The organism is Flavonifractor sp. An112, from assembly GCF_904377885.1.
Lineage (GTDB): Bacteria > Bacillota > Clostridia > Oscillospirales > Oscillospiraceae > Flavonifractor > Flavonifractor avicola.
In genome coordinates this window covers 1-22,423 of sequence record NZ_CAJFGT010000122.1, presented here as the reverse complement: position 1 = coordinate 22,423, position 22,423 = coordinate 1, and the positions used below count along the sequence as shown (strand labels likewise).

The 22,423-nt window shown below is 51.4% G+C and carries 20 protein-coding genes, 1 tRNA gene and 1 pseudogene; 15 read left to right on the top strand and 7 right to left on the bottom strand.

Features of this window, described 5'->3' with window-relative positions:
- The 3 genes and pseudogenes from IHN22_RS12630 to IHN22_RS12620 form a co-directional block, all read right to left on the bottom strand.
- Positions 1-339, bottom strand: a pseudogene (locus IHN22_RS12630) (sodium-dependent transporter); the annotation flags it as partial.
- Positions 340-531: 192 nt separating this feature from the next.
- Complete coding sequence (locus tag IHN22_RS12625; protein WP_191435701.1) at positions 532-2,193, bottom strand: tryptophanase; 1,662 nt, start codon at positions 2,191-2,193, stop codon at positions 532-534.
- Positions 2,194-2,332: 139 nt separating this feature from the next.
- Positions 2,333-2,710 (bottom strand): RidA family protein, encoded by a 378-nt coding sequence (locus tag IHN22_RS12620; RefSeq protein WP_087326604.1) that lies wholly within the window; start codon positions 2,708-2,710, stop codon positions 2,333-2,335.
- Positions 2,711-3,009: 299 nt separating this feature from the next.
- On the opposite strand from IHN22_RS12620, the gene IHN22_RS12615 reads away from it, so the two are divergent.
- Positions 3,010-3,690: a helix-turn-helix transcriptional regulator gene (locus IHN22_RS12615; RefSeq protein ID WP_191435700.1), complete on the top strand. Its 681-nt coding sequence runs from the start codon at positions 3,010-3,012 to the stop codon at positions 3,688-3,690.
- Positions 3,691-3,733: 43 nt separating this feature from the next.
- On the top strand, positions 3,734-4,402 hold the full coding sequence (locus IHN22_RS12610) for a YczE/YyaS/YitT family protein (protein ID WP_191435699.1): 669 nt from the start codon (positions 3,734-3,736) through the stop codon (positions 4,400-4,402).
- Between the two features lie 42 nt (positions 4,403-4,444).
- Here the strand turns inward: IHN22_RS12610 and IHN22_RS12605 are convergent, their stop codons facing one another.
- Together IHN22_RS12605 and dinB are read right to left on the bottom strand one after the other, a co-directional pair.
- Positions 4,445-5,818: a radical SAM protein gene (locus IHN22_RS12605; RefSeq protein ID WP_087188976.1), complete on the bottom strand. Its 1,374-nt coding sequence runs from the start codon at positions 5,816-5,818 to the stop codon at positions 4,445-4,447.
- A 200-nt stretch (positions 5,819-6,018) separates the two neighbouring features.
- A complete protein-coding gene (gene dinB, locus IHN22_RS12600; protein ID WP_191435698.1) occupies positions 6,019-7,257 on the bottom strand; it encodes a DNA polymerase IV in 1,239 nt (412 codons plus the stop codon).
- Positions 7,258-7,417: 160 nt separating this feature from the next.
- Between dinB and IHN22_RS12595 the strand changes: the two genes are divergently transcribed.
- The 4 genes from IHN22_RS12595 to IHN22_RS12580 all read left to right on the top strand — a co-directional run bounded on the left by IHN22_RS12595 (position 7,418) and on the right by IHN22_RS12580 (position 10,902).
- Entirely contained in the window at positions 7,418-7,795 is a 378-nt protein-coding gene (locus IHN22_RS12595; RefSeq protein ID WP_191435697.1) for a DUF5655 domain-containing protein, read from the top strand.
- A 376-nt stretch (positions 7,796-8,171) separates the two neighbouring features.
- Positions 8,172-9,116 (top strand): leucine-rich repeat domain-containing protein, encoded by a 945-nt coding sequence (locus IHN22_RS12590; RefSeq protein ID WP_191435696.1) that lies wholly within the window; start codon positions 8,172-8,174, stop codon positions 9,114-9,116.
- A gap of 30 nt (positions 9,117-9,146) precedes the next feature.
- On the top strand, positions 9,147-10,355 hold the full coding sequence (locus tag IHN22_RS12585) for an RtcB family protein (protein ID WP_191435695.1): 1,209 nt from the start codon (positions 9,147-9,149) through the stop codon (positions 10,353-10,355).
- Positions 10,356-10,530: 175 nt separating this feature from the next.
- A complete protein-coding gene (locus IHN22_RS12580; protein ID WP_191435694.1) occupies positions 10,531-10,902 on the top strand; it encodes a hypothetical protein in 372 nt (123 codons plus the stop codon).
- Positions 10,903-11,075: 173 nt separating this feature from the next.
- Here IHN22_RS12580 and IHN22_RS12575 read toward each other — a convergent pair.
- Positions 11,076-11,194, bottom strand: a tRNA-Ser gene (locus IHN22_RS12575).
- Positions 11,195-11,405: 211 nt separating this feature from the next.
- Between IHN22_RS12575 and IHN22_RS12570 the strand changes: the two genes are divergently transcribed.
- From IHN22_RS12570 to IHN22_RS12550, 5 genes are all read left to right on the top strand, one after another.
- Positions 11,406-11,996 carry a helix-turn-helix domain-containing protein gene (locus tag IHN22_RS12570; RefSeq protein WP_191435693.1) on the top strand — a complete coding sequence of 197 codons (591 nt, stop codon included), beginning with the start codon at positions 11,406-11,408 and terminating at the stop codon, positions 11,994-11,996.
- Complete coding sequence (locus IHN22_RS12565; RefSeq protein ID WP_087237129.1) at positions 11,996-12,268, top strand: DUF6809 family protein; 273 nt, start codon at positions 11,996-11,998, stop codon at positions 12,266-12,268. The genes IHN22_RS12570 and IHN22_RS12565 overlap by 1 nt, the downstream gene beginning before the upstream one ends.
- A 4-nt stretch (positions 12,269-12,272) precedes the next feature.
- Complete coding sequence (locus IHN22_RS12560; RefSeq protein ID WP_191435692.1) at positions 12,273-12,635, top strand: TnpV protein; 363 nt, start codon at positions 12,273-12,275, stop codon at positions 12,633-12,635.
- An 86-nt stretch (positions 12,636-12,721) separates the two neighbouring features.
- Positions 12,722-13,951 carry an ATP-binding protein gene (locus IHN22_RS12555; RefSeq protein ID WP_300986655.1) on the top strand — a complete coding sequence of 410 codons (1,230 nt, stop codon included), beginning with the start codon at positions 12,722-12,724 and terminating at the stop codon, positions 13,949-13,951.
- Between the two features lie 264 nt (positions 13,952-14,215).
- A complete protein-coding gene (locus IHN22_RS12550; protein WP_191435691.1) occupies positions 14,216-18,310 on the top strand; it encodes an AAA domain-containing protein in 4,095 nt (1,364 codons plus the stop codon).
- A gap of 112 nt (positions 18,311-18,422) precedes the next feature.
- Here IHN22_RS12550 and IHN22_RS12545 read toward each other — a convergent pair whose 3' ends face one another.
- Positions 18,423-19,568 carry a DUF6076 domain-containing protein gene (locus IHN22_RS12545; protein ID WP_191435690.1) on the bottom strand — a complete coding sequence of 382 codons (1,146 nt, stop codon included), beginning with the start codon at positions 19,566-19,568 and terminating at the stop codon, positions 18,423-18,425.
- A gap of 159 nt (positions 19,569-19,727) precedes the next feature.
- On the opposite strand from IHN22_RS12545, the gene IHN22_RS12540 reads away from it, so the two are divergent.
- The 4 genes from IHN22_RS12540 to IHN22_RS12525 all read left to right on the top strand — a co-directional run.
- Positions 19,728-19,958: a helix-turn-helix domain-containing protein gene (locus tag IHN22_RS12540; protein ID WP_196057913.1), complete on the top strand. Its 231-nt coding sequence runs from the start codon at positions 19,728-19,730 to the stop codon at positions 19,956-19,958.
- Entirely contained in the window at positions 19,948-20,991 is a 1,044-nt protein-coding gene (locus IHN22_RS12535; RefSeq protein WP_191435689.1) for an AAA family ATPase, read from the top strand. The genes IHN22_RS12540 and IHN22_RS12535 overlap by 11 nt, the downstream gene beginning before the upstream one ends.
- A gap of 156 nt (positions 20,992-21,147) precedes the next feature.
- Positions 21,148-21,351 (top strand): plasmid mobilization protein, encoded by a 204-nt coding sequence (locus IHN22_RS12530; RefSeq protein WP_191435688.1) that lies wholly within the window; start codon positions 21,148-21,150, stop codon positions 21,349-21,351.
- Positions 21,332-22,423, top strand: a 1,092-nt coding sequence (locus IHN22_RS12525; protein ID WP_191435687.1) for a relaxase/mobilization nuclease domain-containing protein, incomplete at its 3' end; no start/stop codon positions are given. The genes IHN22_RS12530 and IHN22_RS12525, both read left to right, overlap by 20 nt.

The following is a 22,423-nucleotide window of genomic DNA, read 5'->3' as shown; positions in this document are numbered from 1 at the left end:
GCCGATGGCCAGGAGCAGGGAGCCCAGCACGGGCACGCCGCCGATCCACTCGCCGAGCTTCTTGGAGTGGCCGCCGTTCTCCATGGCCTTGCCGAAGGCGCCGGAGGGGCCGCTGCGGGCCCAGCGGCCCAGGGAGAACTCCTCCATCATGCCGGACTGGCAGATGATGAATGCGAAGATGAAGTAGGGGATCAGAAAGGTCAAACCGCCGTACCGGGAAACCAGCATGGGGAAGCGCCACACGTTCGCCATACCCACACAGGAGCCCACAGCGGCCATGATAAAGCCAAATTGGGACTTGAAGCCATCTTGATTTTGCAGCGTATCGGGAGTTGCCATAAATTACACCTCTCATTCTTTCGCCGCAGCTCCCGGAGGAGCGGCAACGAAATAAAACCTTTGCATTGCAAAAGAGACGGCGTCCAACAAACGGACTATTCTGTTTGTTGGGCGCCGGTCCCGCCAGATTGGCCGCATTGTTACCACGTCATACGGTCACACAAAATTGTCCAGAATTTGGGTGGAGAGATCTTACTTCTCCTCGTTGGGATAGGGCTCCAGGAAGGCGTGGAAGTGACGCATGGGCAGCTTGTGGCCCCAGACGATGCGCATATTGGGGATAGACTCACGGTCCTTGTACAGCTGCGCCACAGCGGCAATAACATAATCCAGGTGCTCCTTGGTCAGGCGGCTGCGGTCGATCGCGAAGCGGACCACGTTGGCCAGCTCAGCCTGCTGCTCGGGAGTCTTCAGGTCGTACTCCATGGAGAAATCGCCCAGCTCGGACACACGGATACCATAGCGGCGGATCAACTCCAGGGAGAAGCCGGCGCCGGCAAAGGTGGTGTGATCGCGCTTGCCGTCGAAGAACTCGTCCATGTTGATGTACACAGCGTGGCCGCCGGCGGGCAGAACAACGCCCTTCACGCCGTTCTTGTAGAAGCCCTGAGCCAGGTACTCACACTGCATGGCACGGTCATGCTGATAGTTGAAGTCGCAGGACTCATAGAGGCCGGCAGCCAGAGCCATGATGTCACGGCCGGACATACCGCCGTAGGAGTCGTTGCCGTAGCAGGAGATCTGCTTAACCTTGATGAGCACACCCACGTCGGTCTTGACGGTGCCGTCCTCGTTGAAGTCGGAGAACTTCTTCCAGAACAGGCCCTTGTCGCGGAAGGCCAGCATACCGCCCATGTTGGCATGGCCGTCCTTCTTGGCGGACATGGTGAAGGCGTCGCAGTAGGAGAACATCTCGGTGGCGATCTCAGCGATGGACTTGTCGGCGTAGCCTTCCTCGTTCATCTTGATGTAGTAAGCATTCTCAGCCCAACGAGCCACGTCGAAGACCAGAGGAATGTCATACTTGTGAGCCACGCGGTTGATCTCACGGATGTTAGCCATGGAGACGGGCTGGCCGCAGATGGGGTTGTTGGTGATGCAGGTGAAGATCAGGGGCACGTTGTCCACGCCCACGGCATTGATCAGCTGCTCCAGCTTCTCGATGTCCATGTTGCCCTTGAAGGGGTTCTTCTCGTACTTGCCGCCTTCGGGAACTTCGTACAGCAGCTCCTTGTTGTACAGGTTACGAGGAATGGAGCCCATCTGCTTGATGTTGCCCTCGGTGGTGTCGAAGTGACCGTTGGAGGGGATGGTGAAGACCTTGCCGGGATGACGGGCGGTGAGGATCTTCTTCACGATCTCCATCAGCACGGACTCAGCGGCACGGCCCTGCTGGATGATGAAGGAGTTGGGGCGCTCCATCTGCTTGGCACCGCCGTTGAACAGGCCGCCCTCGTACTCGCAGAGGAACAGCTCGTCCATCATCTTCTCCAGGTCGCGGCAGTCGGTGCGGACCAGGTCGATGCTCTTCTTCCAGTTCTTCTCGCCGCCGCGCTCGAAGATGTCGCGGAAAGTGTCCAGAAGCACATAGTAGCCGGTGTTGCGGCCATAGGCCTCGTCGCCCAGGAACAGAGTCGCCCACTGCTGGTTGGTCATAGCGGTGGTGCCGGAGTCGGACAGCATATCAACGGTCAGCAGTCCGGAGGGGAAGGAGAACTCGTTCCAGTGGGTGGCGTTCAGAGCACGCTCACGCTGCTCAACAGTGGCCTGGGGCAGATCGCGCACCGCAAAGGCGCAGTGCTGGGGCATCTCAACATTCTGAGCCAGAGGATAGTGCTTCACATTCTTGTCCATTTTGTTTACCTCCATTTAATTTGGCGCTTTGCGCCATCATTTTACTAGAGGATACCCCGGTCGTCGGAAGCCGGCGATTCCAGCTCCTGCAACTGGCGGACAGTAACCTTTCCGAATGTGGTTATAGGTACTTGGAACTTTACTTAACTGCGATAACCTCGATCTCCACAAGGGCGTCCTTGGGCAGCCGGGCAACTTCCACAGCAGAGCGGGCAGGATAGCCGCCCTCACCGAAGAAGGTGGCGTACACCTCGTTCATAGCACCGAAGTTGTTCATGTCGCTGAGGAACACGGTGGTCTTGACGACCTTATCCATGCCCAGGCCAGCTTCGGCCAGGATGGACTTCACGTTGGTCAGGGACTGACGGGTCTGCTCCGCGATACCCTCGGGGAACGCACCGGTAGCAGGATCGATGGGCAGCTGGCCGGAAGTGATGACCAGACCGTCGATCTCAACCGCCTGAGCGTAAGGGCCGATGGCCGCAGGCGCCTTGTCGGTATTGACGATTTTCTTCATGTTTGTTTTCCGCCTCCTTTTCACTTGGCAACAGTAATTTATCACGCAGATAATTTTTTGTCAACACATTTTTGTTCATTTCGTATGATTTTACAATTCAGCTCTCAGATTTTGTAGGAATTATCAATATAAATTTTTTGCCGCGGCATAAAAAATTTTTTCTCTTGAGAAAATTGCTCTAATCTTGTTTTGACAATATTCTTATTATCAGCTATACTAAGTATAAAGTATATGGGTTTTGATGCGTCTTTGGGACAAGCAGGTAATTTGAGCCAAAATCAAGGATAGAGGTGAGCCGATTGGCCAGTCCATTGTTGCAGCACTATATCAAGTTGACTGAATTTTTGGGCTATGCCCTGGGTCCCGATTATGAGGTAGCTCTTCATGATCTGACCGACAAAGATCGCTCCATCGTCGCCATTGCCAACAACCACGTCAGTGGTCGCGAGGTGGGCGCCCCTCTGACCAATGTTGCCCTGCGTATTCTGCGGGACAAAAGCTATGAGAATCAGGACTATATCCTTCACTATTTAGGAGTGTCCAGCACCGGCAAGACCCTGCGCTCCTCCACCATGTTCATCAAACACGACGGCAAGCTGATCGGAATGCTGTGCATCAATTTTGATGACAGCCGATTCCAGGCAGTGAGCGATGCCTTACTGAGGCTCTGCCACCCCGATCATTTTGTTGATACCAATTTTCAGGTGGACGAGACTGTGGCAGACCGTTTTGCTCCGGCAGAGCGCTTCCACAACTCCATCCACGGTGTGGCTACTGAGGCGGTACTTCGGGAACTGGACCGCAGGAATATCACGGCGGACCGTCTCAATTCCGAAGAACGCATTCAGATCATCGGCGCACTGGACAGCGAGGGCGTTTTCCTGCTCAAGGGCGCTGTAAAAGATGTGGCCGATGCTCTGGAATGTTCCCAGGCAAGTGTATATCGTTATCTAAGCGCAATCCGCAAGGAAGAGGCTTAAGGCCTCTCCCCTTTTCCTCAGTTCTATGGGAGGTAAGATCAAGATGGGTTATCACTATCCCCGCCGGCTGCTCTGGGTAGTTCTGGGCATGGTGATCAGCGCGGTGGGTATCGTTATGATGTTGCAGGCCAACATTGGACTGGAGCCATGGAGCGTCCTGCAGCAAGGTATGGCCCAAACCTTCGGCATCACTTACGGCACTGCCTCCATCATCGTGGGAGCGGCCGCCATCGGTGTTGCCATTCTATTTGGCGAGGGCTTCGGCCTGGGTACGATTTTAAATATCACCCTATGTGCCATTTTTATTGACTATATGTTGGCCCAGGGATGGATTCCTCTGATGGAAAACCCGTTCTCCGGCATTCTGATGCTGTTGGGCGGCCTGGAACTGCTGGCCATCGGGACCTGGCTGTACATGAAAGCGGCTCTGGGCGCCGGTCCCCGGGATTCCCTGATGGTGGCTCTGGCCCGCAAGACCAAACGGTCCGTGGGCCTATGCCGGGCAGTGGTGGAGATCGGCGTCATTATTCTCGGCTGGCTGCTGGGCGGCCAGGTGGGAATCGGCACAGTTATCTCCGCTATCGTGTTGGGTACCCTGTTCAATCTGAATTTTGCCCTCTTCCGCTTCCGCGCGGCAGAGGTTCATCAGGAAAATCTGATGGAAAGCTTCCGCAATCTGGCCAGCAGAATGCACAGCCCTTCCCACGGATAAAAAAATTCCTCCGTCTCAGGACGGAGGAATTTTTTTATGTAATTACTTGTTGCCGCTGCAGGCAGTGCAGCCGCCGCACTGGGGGTGGGACTGGGCCCACAGCTTGTCGGCGGTAGGCTTCCAGTTGTCGGCGTAGGGGTGGGTCTTGGAGGTCAGGTGCTCCACGGTCTCGGGAGACTGAGGATCGGTGGAGTGGGCGCCGGTCTTGTTGACGATCTCCTCGATGCGCTCGGGGTTCTCCAGCATGGGGCAGGGACGGAGCATATTGTCATTGAAGGGCTGGTTGTCATGGTAGGCCATGAACAGCGGGGACTGCAGGCACTCCAGCAGGGTCTTTTCGTGGATGTTGGAGTCGGAGTAGTGGATAAACACGCAGGGATCCACGTCGCCGTTGGCGTTGATGTGCAGGTAACGGCGGCCGCCGGCAATACAACCGCCCACGTACTCACCGTCATTCTGGAAGTCCATGGCGAAGATGCCCTTGGTCTGACGCATAGCGCGGATGCGGTGATAGATCTCCTCACGCTGCTCGGGGGTGGGCATCAGCTCGGGAGCGGCATCGTTGCCCACAGGCATATAGTGGAAGAACCACACAAAGTAGGCGCCCAGGTCGATGATCTTGTCGTAGAACTCCTCGCTGGTGATGTCCTTGTAGTTCACGCTGGTGTAGCAGGTGGAGATACCGAAGGGCAGGTGATGGCTCTTCAGCAGGGCCATAGCGTTGGTAACCTTCTCGTACACGCCCTGGCCGCGGCGGCTGTCGTTGGCCTCCTCAAAGCCCTCCAAGCTGATGGCGGGAATGAAGTTCTTCACCCGCAGCAGATCCTGGCAGAACTCCTCGTCAATGAGGGTGGCGTTGGTGAAGGACAGGAAGGCCACGTCATTGTGCTTCTCACACAGGGCAATGATGTCCTTCTTGCGCACCAGGGGCTCGCCGCCGGTGTAGATGTACATATAGATGCCCAGTTCCTTGCCCTGGGTGATGATGGAGTCGATATCGTCAAAGGACAGATTCAGCTTATTGCCGTACTCCGCCGCCCAGCAGCCGGTGCAGTGCAGGTTGCAGGCAGAGGTGGGGTCCAGCAGAATGGCCCAGGGAATGTTGCAGCCGTACTTCTCACGCATCTTCTCCTGCTTGGGCCAGCCCACCAGGTTGGCGTTGACGAAGAAGTTGTTGAACACGGTCTTGAGCACATCGGGATCGGTCTGGGTCCAGACCTTCTCGATCAGCTGGTGCCAGCAGGAATCCTTGTCGTTGATGGCCTTGTCGAACGCCTCACGCTGAGTGGACAGGGTGTCCCCGGAGAACTTATTGACCAGGTCCATAACCTTGCTCATATTGTTCATAGGGTCTTTATCCAGATAATCAAACACCTTGGCCAGGCCATAGCGCTTCAGACTGTCAGGAATTTTCATCTTTATTTTCCCCTTTCACGGCATAACAATACCTATCATTGTGTGTCATGATACCTTTTCTGACGAAAATTGAAAATAGACAAAACCCGTTTCATGTCCAAACTCTATACAAAAACAGCAGTTTGCTTAAAAGCGTTTCAGATTTTCGCCCCAGTTTTATATAATTTTATCCATTCTATAATATAGTTTGTAAGACTATATTAGTCCCCCGGCGGCAGCCGCTGGTCCTCCCTGTCCGGCTCTCCCGCCGGATGGACGGCAGAAGCAATGGAGATGGCCCCCCGCCCATATTTGTCCCGGATGGAATCCATGGCCTTCTCCAGCTTCTCCAGCTTATCACGGCAGGGTATGGCGTCGGCGGCGAACAGGTCCACCTGCTCCCCTGCGTCCCGCTCCTCCACCAGGTTCTGGGCCGTAATGGTAAGGGCCCGGACTGGCTGCCGCTCACTCCAGCAGCTGTGCAGCAGCTCCATCCCGCACTGCGCCAGGTCCCGGGAGATATAGGTGGGGGCACTAAGCCTCTTCTGGCGGCAGATATCCTTAAAGGACGGATCACGCACGGTGATCTGTACGGTGGTACATTTGAGGCCGTGCTTACGCAGCCGGACCGCAACCTCATCCGCCAATTCAGACAGCGCTGTACGCAGCTGCTCCCAGCCCACCAGATTTTTAGGGAAGGTCAGTCCGTTTCCCACCGACTTGGGCCCTGGCATATCCCGGGCAGGTACCACCGGGGCGTGTTCCCTGCCCGTGGCATAGTCGTGGAGGGTATATCCTCCCTTGCCCAGAATCTGCCCCAGGCTCTCCCGGTCAAACTGGGCCAGATCACCAATGGTGCGTATCCCGTAGCCATTGAGCACCCTGGCCGCCGCACGGCCCACAAAGAGCAGATCGGTCACCGGCAATGGCCAAAGCAGCTGTTGAAAGTTTTCCCGGGTGATCACCGTTGTGGCGTCCGGTTTTCGGTAGTCGCTGCCCATTTTCGCAAATACCTTATTAAAGGAAACGCCCACCGATACCGTCAGCCCCAATTCCTGCCGCACTGTTTGGCGAATCTGGTCGGCCAAAGCCTTTCCATCCCCTCCAAAGAGATGAAGGGTCCCGGTCACATCCAACCAGCTCTCGTCAATGGAGAAGGGCTCCACCAGATCGGTATACCGTTCATAGATGGCATTCACCTTTTTGGAATACTCCCGATACTTCCAGTGGTGGGCCGGCAGCAGTACCAGGTCCGGACACTTCCGTCTGGCCTGCCAGATGGTCTCTGCCGTCTGTACTTTATACTTTTTGGCCAGCTCATTTTTGGCCAGAATAATTCCATGGCGACTCTCCGGGTCACCACATACCGCCGCCGGCCTGTCCTTTAACTCCGGATGATCCAGCAGCTCCACCGATGCGTAAAAGCTATTCAAATCACAGTGAAAAATGACCCGGTCCAAGCACTTCCCTCCCCTCTCCCAAAAAGATACGGCTGATTTTTTTATTATATGCTTTTTTTACCGCAAAGTCAAACATTCGTTCTATTCGCTATATTCCAGGCGCACACCGCTGTTCATAGCTGCACGGATATGATACACTGATAGCAAAGGAGGGGTTTTCATGGACGAAAATGCTCTGCTGTTTTTTCAGCAGGATATAGAGGCGCTGCCGCTGTATGAGCGGTTGGAAGGCCTGATCTTGGACCGGATTGCCGATGTACAAATCAAGGTACAGAAAAGCCAGATTTCCTTTTATAACCGGCATATGTTTGCCTGCGTCTCCTTTAGCAAAGTCCGCAAGGCCAAAGATCGCCCCGCCCACTACATTGTGGTCACCTTTGGCCTGGATCACCGTCTGGAATCCCCCAGAATCGACGTGGCTACCGAGCCCTATCCCAACCGCTGGACCCACCATGTACTTATTTCAAACCTTGATGAAATCGACGATGAGCTAATGGGATGGATCTATGAGGCCAGTGTCTTTTCCGCGCTCAAATAGTCCCTGACAGTGTATTCGGAGCCATATTCTCGGCTCATTTTCTTAAGAAAAACGTCACAATCCAGCCCGAGAAAGCATTTCCGCACGGGATTGCCCTGTGATATAATGACACTATATCATGTATAAACCACCACACATAATTGCTCTGTTCACCCACTGACCATCTTACTTTGGAAAACTGTGTTATGGCTAAGGATGAAATTACATCTACTGGTAAATATAGCGGTTTTTGCAGCCTTTTCATGCCCTGCGACAGCCTGCCCAATAGCAGGGTGCCGCAGGGTTTTGTCGCTGTAACCTGTTCTTTAAGTTGATTTCCACTAGGTTATTCTCTTTACCAGGATGAAGGTGCAGCATCCGATTAGGAGGGAGTTTTATGATAGCGGACAGACGCTTTCTTTTGATTGATGGGCAGAAAATTGCATTGGATACCAAGGAGCTGCCAATGGATGTTCAACTTATTCGCGATCTGACTCCTCTGGCCACTTTGAAACAGTTAGAAAAGCTGTACCTGCCTGGGCGTCTTATCTCTGATCTGGCGCCTTTGGCAGAACTGAAAGAACTAAAAAGTCTGGACCTTTCCATGAACCGCATTACAGACCTGACGCCGTTTACAGGTTTACTGCAACTGCGTGATTTGAAGCTTAACCAAAATCAAATCGTTAATCTTATACCTTTGGCTGCGCTGGCACAATTAAAGAAATTGGATCTGCACGAGAATCAGATTACCGATGTGACACCCGTGGCACAACTGCAGCACTTGGCAATCTTAGAGCCGAGTGGAAATTCGGTGTCTGACATATCTCCGCTGACGAACCTTACCCGCATGGTATATTTATACCTTTCAAATACGCAGGTCCAGGAGATATCTCACCTTGCGTACATGAAGCAGCTGCGTACCTTATATCTTGACAGATGCAGAGTTGTTGATCTAACACCTTTAGCTGGGCTGACACGGCTTGAATCGTTGGAGCTGAGCAATAATCTGATCTCCAATTTGGCGTCTTTGGCAGGATTGCCGCAGTTGAGTACACTGTATCTCAGCCACAATCGAATTACAGACCTGTCTCCATTAGCGGATATACCGAAATTGACTGAGCTGTTCTTGGAGCACAATAGAATCACAGACTTGACCCCGCTGACCAATTTAAGATGGCTGCATCGTTTATCCTTGAAAGGAAATCCTGTTACTGACCTGAATCCATTAGGTGATATGCCGATGCTGCGGGAGTTATATATACAGGATTGCCCCATTAGAAAGCAGGAACTCAATGCGTTTAAAAAAACACATCCGGATTGTTATATCCAAGTAAAAGAATAACCTCAAACAGCAGAACATTGCGAGGAAACTATGATTGAAATCAAAGGAAAATACAACGAAGCCAAAATTTTTACCGATGTGGTGGACAGCGCCTCCATCGCACAGGTTCAGGAGCTGTGCAATCAGGAATTCACAAAAGGCAGCCGTATCCGGCTCATGCCGGACATTCACGCCGGAGCAGGCTGCACCATCGGCACCACCATGACCATCACCAACAAGGTGGTACCCAATCTGGTGGGGGTGGATATCGGCTGCGGCATGGAGACCACCCGTATCAGGGAAAGCCGGCTGGAGCTTCAAAAGTTGGATAAGCTGATCTATGAGAAAATCCCCTCCGGCTTCTCCATCCGGGATAAGGCCCACCGCTACCTCAGCGAGATCGACTTGAGTGAGCTGTACTGCGCACCTCATGTGGATCTGCTCCGGGCTGAGAAAAGCATTGGCACCCTGGGCGGTGGAAATCATTTTATTGAGGTGGACAGGGATGACGAGGGGAACCTCTACATTGTGGTCCATTCCGGCAGCCGCCACCTGGGTGTGGAGGTGGCCAGCTACTACCAGGAGGCCGGTTATAAGGTGCTCAACCGCACCGATGACGCTTCGATTGCAGCTCTGGTTGCCCAGATGAAAGCGGAAGGCCGAGAGACGGAGATTCAGAAAGAACTGAAGAAGCTGAAAAACCTCAAGCAGACCAGCATCCCCAAAGCCTTGGCTTATGTGTCCGGGGAGCTGTTTGAGCAGTATATCCACGATATGAAAATTGTTCAGCACTTCGCCATGCTCAGCCGTCAGGCCATGATGGATGAAATTATCAAGGGTATGAAGCTCCACGTAGAGGAGCAGTTTACCACCATCCACAACTATATTGATACCGACGCCATGATTTTGCGGAAAGGAGCCGTGTCCGCCAAGGCAGGGGAACGACTGCTGATCCCCATCAATATGCGAGACGGGAGCCTCCTCTGCGTGGGGAAAGGCAACCAGGACTGGAACCACTCTGCTCCCCACGGAGCCGGGCGGCTCATGAGTCGAGCGGACGCCAAACAATCTTTTACGGTGTCTGAGTTCAAAAAGCAGATGGCAGAGATCTACACTACCTCGGTGAGCAAAGCGACTTTGGATGAGTGTCCCATGGCCTACAAGGGGATGCAGGATATTCTGGACAACATCGGTCCCACAGCGGATGTGGTGAAAGTGATCCGCCCCATCTACAATTTCAAAGCCGGAGACGAAGATTAACTCATCCGCAGAGAGAATTCATCTGCGCCGGAACACCTATCCGCTATCACATATACAAAAAGCTCTGGAAACGTCTGCTTCCGGAGCTTTTTGCAATAGAGAATTACTTCTCTCTCGTATTGACACTTACAGTAAATTGTGTTAGAATTCTATCAGAATATCTGGGGTGATTTATATGAATTATGACGCTATTATTTTAGAACTTCTTTCAAGGATTCAAAAACTTGAGGAGGAGGTAAAATCTTTGCGGGAAGTCATCAGCTGTGCCTCCACCGAGCATACGGCAGGAGATAATCCCAAAACCACCACAGGAGATATCCGGACTTATATTGAAAGCCAAAAATTGCAGGCATACAGCAGCGGGCAAACCGAGCTTACACTAAAGGCAAATGATATTCATAAGAATCTGCAATTAAAAAACAGGATGCCAATGGTATGTAATGCCATGAGACAATGTATGGCCGACCATGATGTCGTGCTGCATGACACCGCCAGCGGACACTCATCTACCCTGGAAATCAAGTACTATCTTTCAGGCAAAAGCTGATCCAGTACAGAACGTCCGGTAATGTCAGTGTATAAAGCAGAAAGATACAGATGGTATCTTTGCGGATCTTGGTATGTGAGGTAACGACCAAGGACAATGATACGGGCTGTTCTACTTTGCATCCTCCGTCGAGATAGAAAAAGGCTCCAAAAGCAGATTGCTTCTGGAGCCTTTGGCGCAGCGGGAGGGATTCGAACCCTCGTGCGGTTGCCCGCAAACTGATTTCGAGTCGGTTGTCCAATTATACACTTCTTGAAATTTCCAGGCGTTTTGAGGCGGTTTTGTCCGCCGCCTAGCCCTTGCGCCACAGCGGTTTGCGCCGATTGATCCAGCCCCATGTCCTCAAACCCCTGAAATTCGAATAAAAGCCCGTTTTGGCCGTTTTTGGAGAGAACTCAAGCATTTTGGAGAGAACTGCGGAGAGAACTGGGGGAGAAAGTGCCCACCTGGCAACACACAGGAAATGGCTTTTTTGATGCGACATTTCTGACGAGGTGATTGCCATGAATTACGAGCCAATTAACTGGGATAGCGTTCCCGATGTGATGAGCAAAGACCAGTTCTATAAGCTGTGCCACATCAGCAAATCCACCGCCAGGTACCTGCTCCAGACCGGCAAGGTGCCCTGCCGGTATACCGGCAAAAAGACCCGCTGCTATCAGATCCGCAAAGAGGATGTGCAGACTTATCTCCGGGGAAAGGGAATCTGCCCAGAGTTATATCTGCCCCAAAACACAAAGCGCAAGACGAAATTTCCGGCTCTGACATCGAAGGAGCTGCCGGAGAAAACCCAAAAGGCACTGAAAGGATACCTCCTCCAGCTGATGAAGGACTACCCCGACGTAATGTCAGGCAGACAGGTGGCCAAGTTGATCGGTTACGGTCCCACCACTGTCCATCAGTGGTGTCGCAAGGGTGAGCTGTACTACATCCAGTCCGGCGGCAGCTACTATATCCCCAAGGCAGTCCTGATTGACTTTATTTGTTCCATGCGGTTCCGTACGATCCACCGCAAATCTCAATGGCATATCGTCACCATGATGTCCTTCCATAAGGAGATGGATGCCCATGCCAAGCAGAAGGAGGGCAAATGATGCGCTATCTGGAGCAATTCTTCTATGGCAATATGGACCCACAGGCCCGGGAAAGCATCCATCCCGAAGCAATGAGGAAGGTGCAACGTACACTTTCTGACCTGGAGAAATGGCTGCTGGAGCAGCTTGAGGAACCTCAGAGGGATCGTTTCTTGGCGTATACCGACGCCTGGAGCGAGCTGAATGCCCGCTGTGACCTGGACAGCTTTGTCTGCGGCTTTCGCATGGGTGCCAGGTTGATTCTGGATACTTTTATGACGGAGGAGGAATAGACCTATGAGTCAATCTTTGACCTATACCCAGGTGGGGGACTATTACTACCCTGATCTCTGCTTGCCGGAGACAGATGACCAACCGCTGGGCAAGTACGGTATGCTTCGCAAAACCTATCTGAAGCAGCACAGGCCCATGCTGTACGACCGTTTGCTGTTGGTTGGGCAACTGGACAGCCACCTGGCAGAAATCGACCTGCGGGCCGAAGAAATGGTGATTGATATGGTGGAAAAGATGGCAGCTACCAGTGGAGTAGATGAGCGCCTGAAGGAGTCAGACCAGATGGCATGGGTAGGAGCCATGAACAATTTCAGGGCCGCTGCCGAAGAAGTTGTCCTGCGGGAAATGATATACGCAATGCCGTAATAAATTGGATCAGCGACTTGCTATTCTAGTGTTTTTCGGGTAAAATAGGAATGTAGTCCGATATTATCCGAAACGAGGTGAGGGAGATGTACGTTACCCGCCACATGGAGCCAGTGGTTCTGGAGGTCTCTTCCCAGTATCCCGCATTGCTAATTGTGGGTCCCCGGCAGGTGGGCAAGACCACCATGCTGGAGCATCTGATCGAGGTAGAGGGACGGGGGCGGACGGTTGTCACCCTGGACGATCTCACAGAGCGTGAGCTTGCAAAGACAGACCCCAAGATGTTCTTCCAGCTGCACAAGCCGCCTCTCCTGATCGACGAGGTGCAGTATGCCCCGGAGCTGTTCCCTTACATCAAGATGATGGTGGATCAGCGCCACCAGCCGGGTGACTTCTGGATGACCGGCTCTCAGCTGTTCAAAATGATGGAGGGTGTGCAAGAATCTTTGGCAGGGAGAGTGGCTCTGCTCCACCTGTCTCCCATGTCACAGAGTGAGATTCTCCATTGTCCTGCCGCAGGCCCCTTCCGAGTAGATCTGAATGCGCTGCAAAAGCGGCAGCAGCACTGCCCGGTATGCGACACTCCGACCATGTATCAGCGGATTTTCCAAGGTGGTATGCCCGCACTGGTCACCGGCCAGTATACCAATGCCAATCTGTTCTATTCCAGTTATATTGATACCTATATGGAGCGGGATGTGCGGCGGCTGTCCTCTGGAATCGACAGTCTGAAATTTCTGCGGTTTCTGCGGGCCACCGCCGCCCGGGCCGGTCAGCAGGTGAACTACAAGGGCATTGCCGATGATGCGGAGATCGACCAGGCCACGGCTAAGAGTTGGCTGCATATTCTGGAGGCGCTGGGTATTATATTTCTGCTGCACCCCTATTCCAATAATCTGCTGAAACGGACGGTCTCCACGCCCAAGCTGTATTTTTACGACACTGGCCTGGTGTGCTATCTGACCCGGTGGACCAGCCCGGAGACGGCTATGGCCGGGGCTATGAACGGGGCGCTGCTGGAGAATTTCACGGTGTCTGAGGTTATGAAGTCCTACCAGAACGTGGGGCTGGAGCCGTTTCTCTACTACTATCGGGACAGCGACGCCAAGGAGATCGACCTGCTGCTGGAGCAGGACGGAAAGCTCTATCCGTTGGAGATCAAGAAGATGGCCACCCCGCCGAAAAAGCTCACAAAGGTCTTTGAGTTGATCGACAAATCGCCCCTCCAGCGTGGTACCGGCGCAGTACTGTGCATGGCAGAAAAGCTGGGGGCCTTTGATGAGAACAATTTGATTGTGCCCATTGGGTTAATATAGTGTCCGACTTGCCTCTGCCGGTCTACTGGCAGAGGCTTTTTATCGCTATGATTCAAAGACAAATTTACCTTTAGAAACAATATAGGATGAAAGTGTTAGACCTATTAGTATGTACAAGAGGATGCTAGGGCTAATGAAATTACATATTGTGGTGGTCATTTATTGGATGTAAAGGAACATATGGGATAATCCGCTTGCTTAATAGATTTTATGTGGAAAGATGTGGTATAATGTAAAAACCCAAGTCCTCTGGAGGGATACGGCATGAATACAATAAAGAGATATGAACCGAAAGAAAAAGTTGAACTTCATGGCACTCTTGCAGAATTTCGTCAAGCGTTGGAAGATGAAATTGAGGCAGTTAAAAAGCGTGGACAATCATCAATACTGCTAACCGGCGGTGTGCAAATCTCTAATCAGGCCGGAAAATATTGCTACAAGTACAATGCGGATTTTGTTCCAGTTCTACCCGCAGATACTCCGTGCAAGCTGATTATTGGACAGAATCAGTACACTGTTACTACGGTCAGTTTTGACGAGGAAACGATTACTCTTGCTTCTGAACAACCGTTGCCGGATGGCTTTTCACAGGCACGCCTGGAAAATGGATCAACTGTCCTGATGGAATGCATGATTAAATGCATAGAAGAGAACGCTTCAGAAACTAATCCGGCAGGGAAACGAATGCTTTCGTTTGACAATCAGGGCATTGATCCTTGCGAAAAAATAGAATCTTATGACATACAGGAACTTCACATAGGTAGAGAAAATAACGATAATCAAAAAGCAGCTATTGTTTCTGCTTTGACCAATAATATTACATATATCTGGGGACCTCCTGGGACTGGCAAAACGAAAGTTATCGGGCAGATCATTGATAAGTTGCAAGAGAAGGAGCGTTCCGTTCTGGTGGTCTCTCACACGAATACCGCAGTTGATGGAGCAATCGAAAAAGCAGCAGAATCTTATCAACATTTTTGGGAAACAAATCACGGTACCACGGCCTCCTATCCCATTCTTCGTATTGGCAAGTCAGTGAAGCAGCTGCCCGTTGAAACAACTCTGGAGTTCCACATCAAGATGAATGGGCAGGAACTTTATGAGCAAAAGCAACAGTTAGAGAACACGAAAGCAAACCTGCAAGATGCAATACATATTGTCAGACGCAAGCAGAAGCAAATTGAGTGGGTCGAAAGCACACAGCTCCCTTCTATCCCAGGACATATATCGGCGCTTGAAGCAGCAGACAAAGCCCTTCAAACACTCAGAAAGAGAACAGATAGCTTACAAAGTAGACTTCTCCAGGAAAAAGAACTCCACCCTGAGGTGGAGCAATATATTGCTCTGTCGGCTATACTGGAAAAAACAGAACAGCATCATAATGATGTTGAGCAACAGCTGAACACTGCGCAAGAAGTAGTTAGGTCGGTGCCACATCAAATCCAACTGGCAAAAGATGAAATCAAAAGACACGTAATCTATGCAGAACTGCTTGCCAAAGAGGATAAAACATTTTCCTCCGTATTTATCAACCGTGAGCTTGCTTCTATATCTGCAAAGATTCAAAGCCTTCAAACGCAGATGGGTGTGTTGCGTCAAGAACGTGAAAACTACCAGCGGACAGTTTCGGATTATGAGAAAAAAGGAACGATAGGAAAATTTTTTACTGGAAAGAGTGGTGTCACTCAGGCACGAATCAAGTTAGCTGAAATCGATGTCGCACTTTCAGAACTACAAAAAGAGTTTAATGAAACCATTCGTCTGGGAGATGATTATCAAGAAAAACTGAGGGAGCGGCTTGATCTTGAAGCACAGCTCCGGGGAATGAAGCCAGCAAAGACAAAAGAATATTGGGAGCAAATGATTTCAGATTTGACGCAACAGCTCAATCAGGCTCAGGCAGCAATTCCAAAACTAGATCTGGAGAAAAAAGAGAGTGCAGGAAAAAGCGAATCACTCCGGCGCCGGGTTTCTGAATGCAAAAAAGAATTTGACCATCTGCAATCATTGGAAAAGGCACTGAGGGAATCTGAAGATGCTTACAGAAAGGCCAGAGCCAAACTATCGCAAATGGAAGCTGAACTCAAAGAAATTTTTGCGCAGGAATATGCCTTTTGCCAATTATGCGTCAATGAAAAACTAACGGTCAGTGAGGCAAGCCTGACAGACCAGTATCAAACCTTAAAATCTTATTTGACTGCGGTTTCTGAAAAAATCCAGACTGAGAATAAAAAATCTCTGGAAGAACAGTACACAAAGTTAAGCGAGCAGTTGACAGATATTTTCAAGCAATTGCGGGCAATCGAGGAATCCATGGGAGAACTCGAAAAACAGTCTATCATGCAGGCCAAGGTTATTGGCGCAACATTGACAAAGGCGTATCTCAGCACAATTCTTCGGGAACGCACATTCGATACTGTTATCCTGGATGAGGCCTCCATGGCTGCTGTTCCCGCGTTATGGTGTGCGGCGTACCTGGCAGAGAGAAATATTGTTATCGTAGGCGATTTCCTTCAGCTTCCTCCCATCGTGATCGCAGATACCCCAATGGCTAAAAAATGGTTGGGACGGGATATTTTTGACCACAGCGGGATGCAACGCAAAGCAAAGAAGGATTCCCCATCAGGTCCTCCATCAAATTTTATTATGCTCAACGAACAATACCGTATGGAACCTGAAATTGCAGAAATCGCCAACCGATACTATGACGATTATAAAAAGCTGGAAAGTAGAACGGGACCTGAATTCCGCCAAGAGGACATCAATAAATTTAGCTCCTGGTTCCCAGTTGCACATCCAAAGCATAACGTGCAGTTGATCGATACGGAGAGCCTGCACGCATGGGTGACGGGGATTCCGCAGGGTAAGGGGCATAGTCGTTTAAATTGCTTCTCAGCGGCAATTGCGGTTAATTTGGCGTTCAAATGCATTGAAAAGAAATTAGATGCATACTTGGAAAATTCTGAAGAATCCCCAGAGAAGCCGTTGGTCCTGATTGTAGCTCCATATAAGCCCCACATTACGCTGGTCAATAAGCTGATCCAGGCAGAATATGTCCGGCGCGGCTTAATAAAAAAAGAAAATGAGAGTTCGGTCCGGAAAGATGAGCTAAACTTCATACAGGCAGGGACAATCCATAGTTTCCAGGGCAGTGAGGCTGACATTGTAATCTTTGACTTAGTGATTGATGAACCCCATTGGAAAGCAAATCTCTTCATGAATAACTTTAGCGTAAAAAAGCCAAACGGCGAGGTCATGGAAGTTAAAGTCAATGAAGACCTGCAGAAAATGTTCAATGTGGCAGTGACCCGCGCAAAATTCCAGCTATTCATTATCGGAGATTTTGAATACTGTATGGAGCGGACAAAAAAGTCAAAAAACAATTTGCATGACCTATTACGCTTTTTGATTGATGAGAAGAAGTATCCACGCCAAGAAGCAAAGGCCCTGTTTCCGGAACTATCTTATACTCCGCCAACTTCTCGGAAGGTAGACAATATTGATCCCGGCCAAACACTGATCTGCACAGATACAGATTTTAATGACCATTTTATGCGGGATCTGAAGAATTTTCAAAATAGGATGATCATATACTCTGCTTTCATGTCAGAGAATCGTCTCAGTATCCTGCTGCCGGCCTTTACAGATGCGGTTTCTCAAGGGAAAGAGATCATTATCGTCACAAAGGATCTATCTGAACGAGGAAAGGCTGAACGGAGTGCATATGAACGATGTGAGAAAGAACTGCGCAGTTTGGGTGACAAGATCAAGATTATTCATAAGCATGGTATGCATGAGAAATTGATTTTGGTGGATGATGATGTAATATGGATGGGATCCCTAAATGCACTGAGCTTTACCGGAAAAACTGGCGAAGTAATGGAACGGAGATGCAGCCAAAAGCTCGTAAAAGAGTATGAGAAAATGTATGATATCCCACATATCAGTCAGGCGTTAAACAGTGGATATGAAATGTCCTGCCCCATCTGCGGAGGAGAAATGTTGGTCAGAGAAAGCGATGAGGGCGGCATTTATTGGCAGTGTGCCAATAAGGATTATTCTCGCAGTGCGGAACAGCCATATCCTAAAGACGGCATTTTGAGGTGCCATTGTGGATCAAAATATGCTTTTTCTATGAAGAAAGAACCGCGCTGGATTTGTGAGAGCAATCCGCGGCACTATCAAAAAATGCGGGAAAGCGATTTGAAATTGGATCAGATGAAGTCGTTGATTCCTAGACGTGAGTTAAAGACTGTAGAGAAGTATTTTTCTGAACGTAGGAAAGAGCGTGAGAAAAAGTCCGGGAAGAAACGGGCTCCTAAGATCCAAGAGAATCAACAAATTACATTGTTTGATTAAGGTGCCCAAGATGTTTGAGGATATTTTGGCATGCTATGCTTTGTCCAGCGTGTACTGGCCGCGAATTCACACCAGCAATGTCATTTAAGCGGCAAAGCCGAGGAGATAAAAGCTACTTTATCCCCAACAACTCTGCCGTGGACCGGTCAAACTTTTCCTGAAACTCGGCAAAGGTGATGACCCCTGACTCCACTTGCTCCATAAGCTCTTTTCCATACAGCTGCACCTCATTGTACCGGCGCATAATATTGGGGTACTGCTTCTTCCTCCGTTGGGCGGCAGTCTGTATCCGGTTGCACACCTTCCGATAGAGCTTTTTGGCTTCATCCTGATTGACGGCCTGCTGGTGTTTGGATGTGGCCCCAACCTGTTTGCACGTCTTCCCGTTGGTGCCTTCCACCACCCGGTCACAGTAGCAGTTGACCACCGAGTAGGGACGGAAATAACGGCCGCAATAGGCGCAGCGGCGCAGAGGGATTTCATTGGCGCAGAGCATCTCAAACTCCCATACGGTCAATGCGGCCAGTTGATCCGTGGCCATATAGGTATGTCCCTCCAGCTTTTCCTTTGCCGGAACAGTATCTGTCCCTCCGTCATACCGGTATATTTTGTGGTTCCTGGAGATATAAAAGCGGGGAGAAAGGGCCTGATAACTGCTTTCCACCAGATTCCGATAGAATAGATTTTGCCGCTGCAGCGTAAAGTAGGCACGCAGGATCCCCCCCTGGTTGTCCTGCTCCTTGCCCATGACTTCATCCAGCAAGGGTGCGAGCTGGTTCTGACACATTTGCAGCTGCGTAAAAATCCTCACCACATCATTCAGCCATTGCCGCAGAAAGACCGGCGAAATAGTTACTTCCTCATACTCTGCATCCGTTCCATCCAGGACCTGGAGGTAAGCAAGCTCCTCCTGCCGCAGCTTCCACGGCTCCTCCGGGTAGAAGGCACAGCACAGCCGGTTGCGCAGCTGCTGCTCCACCAGAAGCTTTAACAATGGATGCTGCGGGGACAGGCTGCTTTTCAGCTCGCGATACCATGCGGCCACGCGCTGTCCATAGTCCATACCCTTTATAAAGCCCAAGCCAGACTGAGGCAACTCCTCTTCACCGAGGAGTGCCTCAGCTTTTTTTATCTGATCGCCCCAATCCACATCCAAAAAGACCATCATCCACATTCCAAGGTCGCTTTCCACCACAGAAGAATCGTTCTGATATACATACTCCCGATTATTTTCCAAGCTCATCTCAAAATACGGCATGGTATTTACCCCCATTCCACAGTGTGGGAAATGATTGTACACGCAAATACTCTACCACGTATTGACAGAGACGGCAACACAAAATATGATAAATGTGGGAAATGGAATATGACAATTTTAGTTTACCACAGTTTCTTTCGGTGCAAAGGAGGCATTTTTGTGAAGAAATCAGAACTTAGAGACCTCTACCACATGATGTTTCCGGACTATCCGGACATTGTGACCGTGGCCCAACTCCAGAAAATGCTGGGCATCAGCCGCCACCTGGCCTACGACCTGATCAACGATGGCCACTTGGCTGGCATGAAAATCGGCAACTCCTTCAAGATTCCCAAGGTCAGCGTCATTCGCTATGTAATGGAGCAGGAGGCGCAGGACCATGCCGGTTGAGAAGATTCAGTACATGGATGCGGACACCCTGTTGACCAGTCCATTGCAGCGCCCCTTCTTTGTGGTGGAAGGGCTGATTCCTCAGGGGCTGAATACCCTGTGTGGTTCCCCAAAAATCGGTAAGAGCTGGCTGATGCTGTGGCTGGCATTGCAGGTGGCGCGGGGAGAACCTCTGTGGGAATTTGCCACCCATCGCTGTGACGTGCTCTACCTGTGTCTGGAGGACACCTACGCACGGATTCAAAACCGCTTGCAGCAGTTGACGGAGGAGGCACCGGATACCCTCCGCTTTTCAGTGCTGTGTCAGCGGTTAGGCAGCGGCTTGCAGGAGCAGCTGGAGGATTTTTTGAGGGACTATCCCCAGACCCGGCTGGTCATCATCGACACTCTGCAAAAGGTGCGGGATGGCACGGTGAACAAGGGCAGTATGTATGCCAGCGACTACGGCGACATGGCCGCCCTCAAGACCATTGCAGACTGCCATAACCTCTGCATGATCCTGGTCCATCATCTGCGCAAACTCACCGACAGCGCAGACCCCTTTAACGAGGTGTCCGGGTCCACGGCCCTGATGGGGGCGGCGGACACCACATATCTGCTGAAAAAGAGCAACCGAGCCGAAGAAGAAGCCATCCTCCTGGCAACCGGCCGGGACATAGAGTATCAGCAGCTTATCCTCCGCTTCGAGAACTACCACTGGACGCTGGTAGAGCGAAAGGATTCCGCTGCGGTTCAGCGGGACGATGTGCCGCCGTTTCTTTTCCGGCTGGTGGAGTTTGTCAAAGCACAGGGCGGTTATGAGGGAAGCGCCACGGCGCTTTTGAAGCAGATGGGCGAAACAGAGGTTACGCCCAATGCGGTGACCCGGTATATCGTGCGCCACTGGGAGCGGGTTCTGGTTCCGGCAAATATCTGCTATTCCACCCGGCGGACCGCCTCGGAACGCATCCTCCGCCTGACCCTCACCCATGACAGCAATGACGCAAATGACAGCAATCCCACCATAGAGAAAGAGCTGTCACAGCCGTCATAACCGTCATGCCGGTCAACGTAGCCCGGGCAGCCCAGGGCACCCCGTGAAGGGGTGTCCTGGAGGGTAGCGAGCATAGGCTTTGTGTTGCCCACCAAAGCCGGCGGCAGAAGCCGAGAGGGGCTGCGGCCCCTATGAGCCCCGAGAAAGGAGAACGATATGAGAAAGCGAACGTATGGCATCAACGTGCGGGTATCCAAAGAGGAAAAAGAGTGGCTGGAGCGGATGGCGAGGCGGTGCGGCATTTCCCTCTCCGCCTACCTGAGAAGGCTGGGTATGGGGGAAGATCTTTCCGCTCCCCACCCCATGGAACGCTTCAGGAACTTGACCCAGGGGGTGGACCGTGGGGATCACGAAAATTAAGGCGGTCAAGGACAGCCTGAGTCGTATCGTGGGCTATGCCGAAAACCCGGAGAAGACACTCTATTCCGATATGCAGCAGGTGCTCCACTATGCTGGCAACCAGGAGAAGGTGAACATGGAGCAGACCATGTATGTGACCGGACTTCATTGCCGCCGGGAACAGGCCTACGAGGACATGATGTATACCAAGCGCCACTTTAACAAGACCGGCGGCAATGTGGCCTACCACTGCATCCAGAGCTTCAAAACCGGCGAGGTGACCCCGGAGCTGTGCCACCAGCTGGGCGTGGAGCTGGCCCAGAGGATGTGGGGAGATCGGTTTCAGGTGCTGGTGGCCACCCATTTCAACACCGGCACCTATCACAACCATCTGGTCATCAACTCGGTCAGCTACAAAGACGGGAAAAAATTCAACTGCAATCAAAAGGCGTTTTATCAGATGCGGGAGATCTCCGACCAGCTGTGCCGGGAGCACAATCTGACGGTGATCGAACACCCCAGCGGCAAGACGCCCCGCAACCTCTACTTTGCGGAAAAACGGGGCAAGCCCACAGCCTTCGGTCTCATGCGGCAGACCATCGATGAGGCGGTGGGCATTTCCTGGAGCTGGTTTGACTTCTGCCAGGTGATGAAGGAGAAAGGTTATCTCATTAACGCCAGCCCCCACCGCAAGTATGCCACCATTCGAGCCATAGGCGCAAAAAAAGCCGTACGCATGGTACGGCTGGGTGAGGAGTACGACCACAGGAGGATCATCCAGCGGATCGATACCATGGATTACCGGGAAAAAGAGGCCTGCGGGCGGGCCTATCAGCAGGTGCGCCGGAGGTTATTCAAAAACTGCTTTGTCTTTACAAAGCTGCGGAATGTGGCTGGTATTACAACCTCAAGCAGTCAACGCGCTTTTGATATGCTGCTCAAATGCCAGTATTTACAGGAAACTAATCAGGGGCGCGGCGTAGTATTTGCGACCGGAACGCCAATCAGCAACTCGATTTCCGAACTGTTCGTCATGCAGCGGTATTTGCAGCCGCAGGAGTTGGAACGCTTTGGCTGGTCCTACTTCGACACC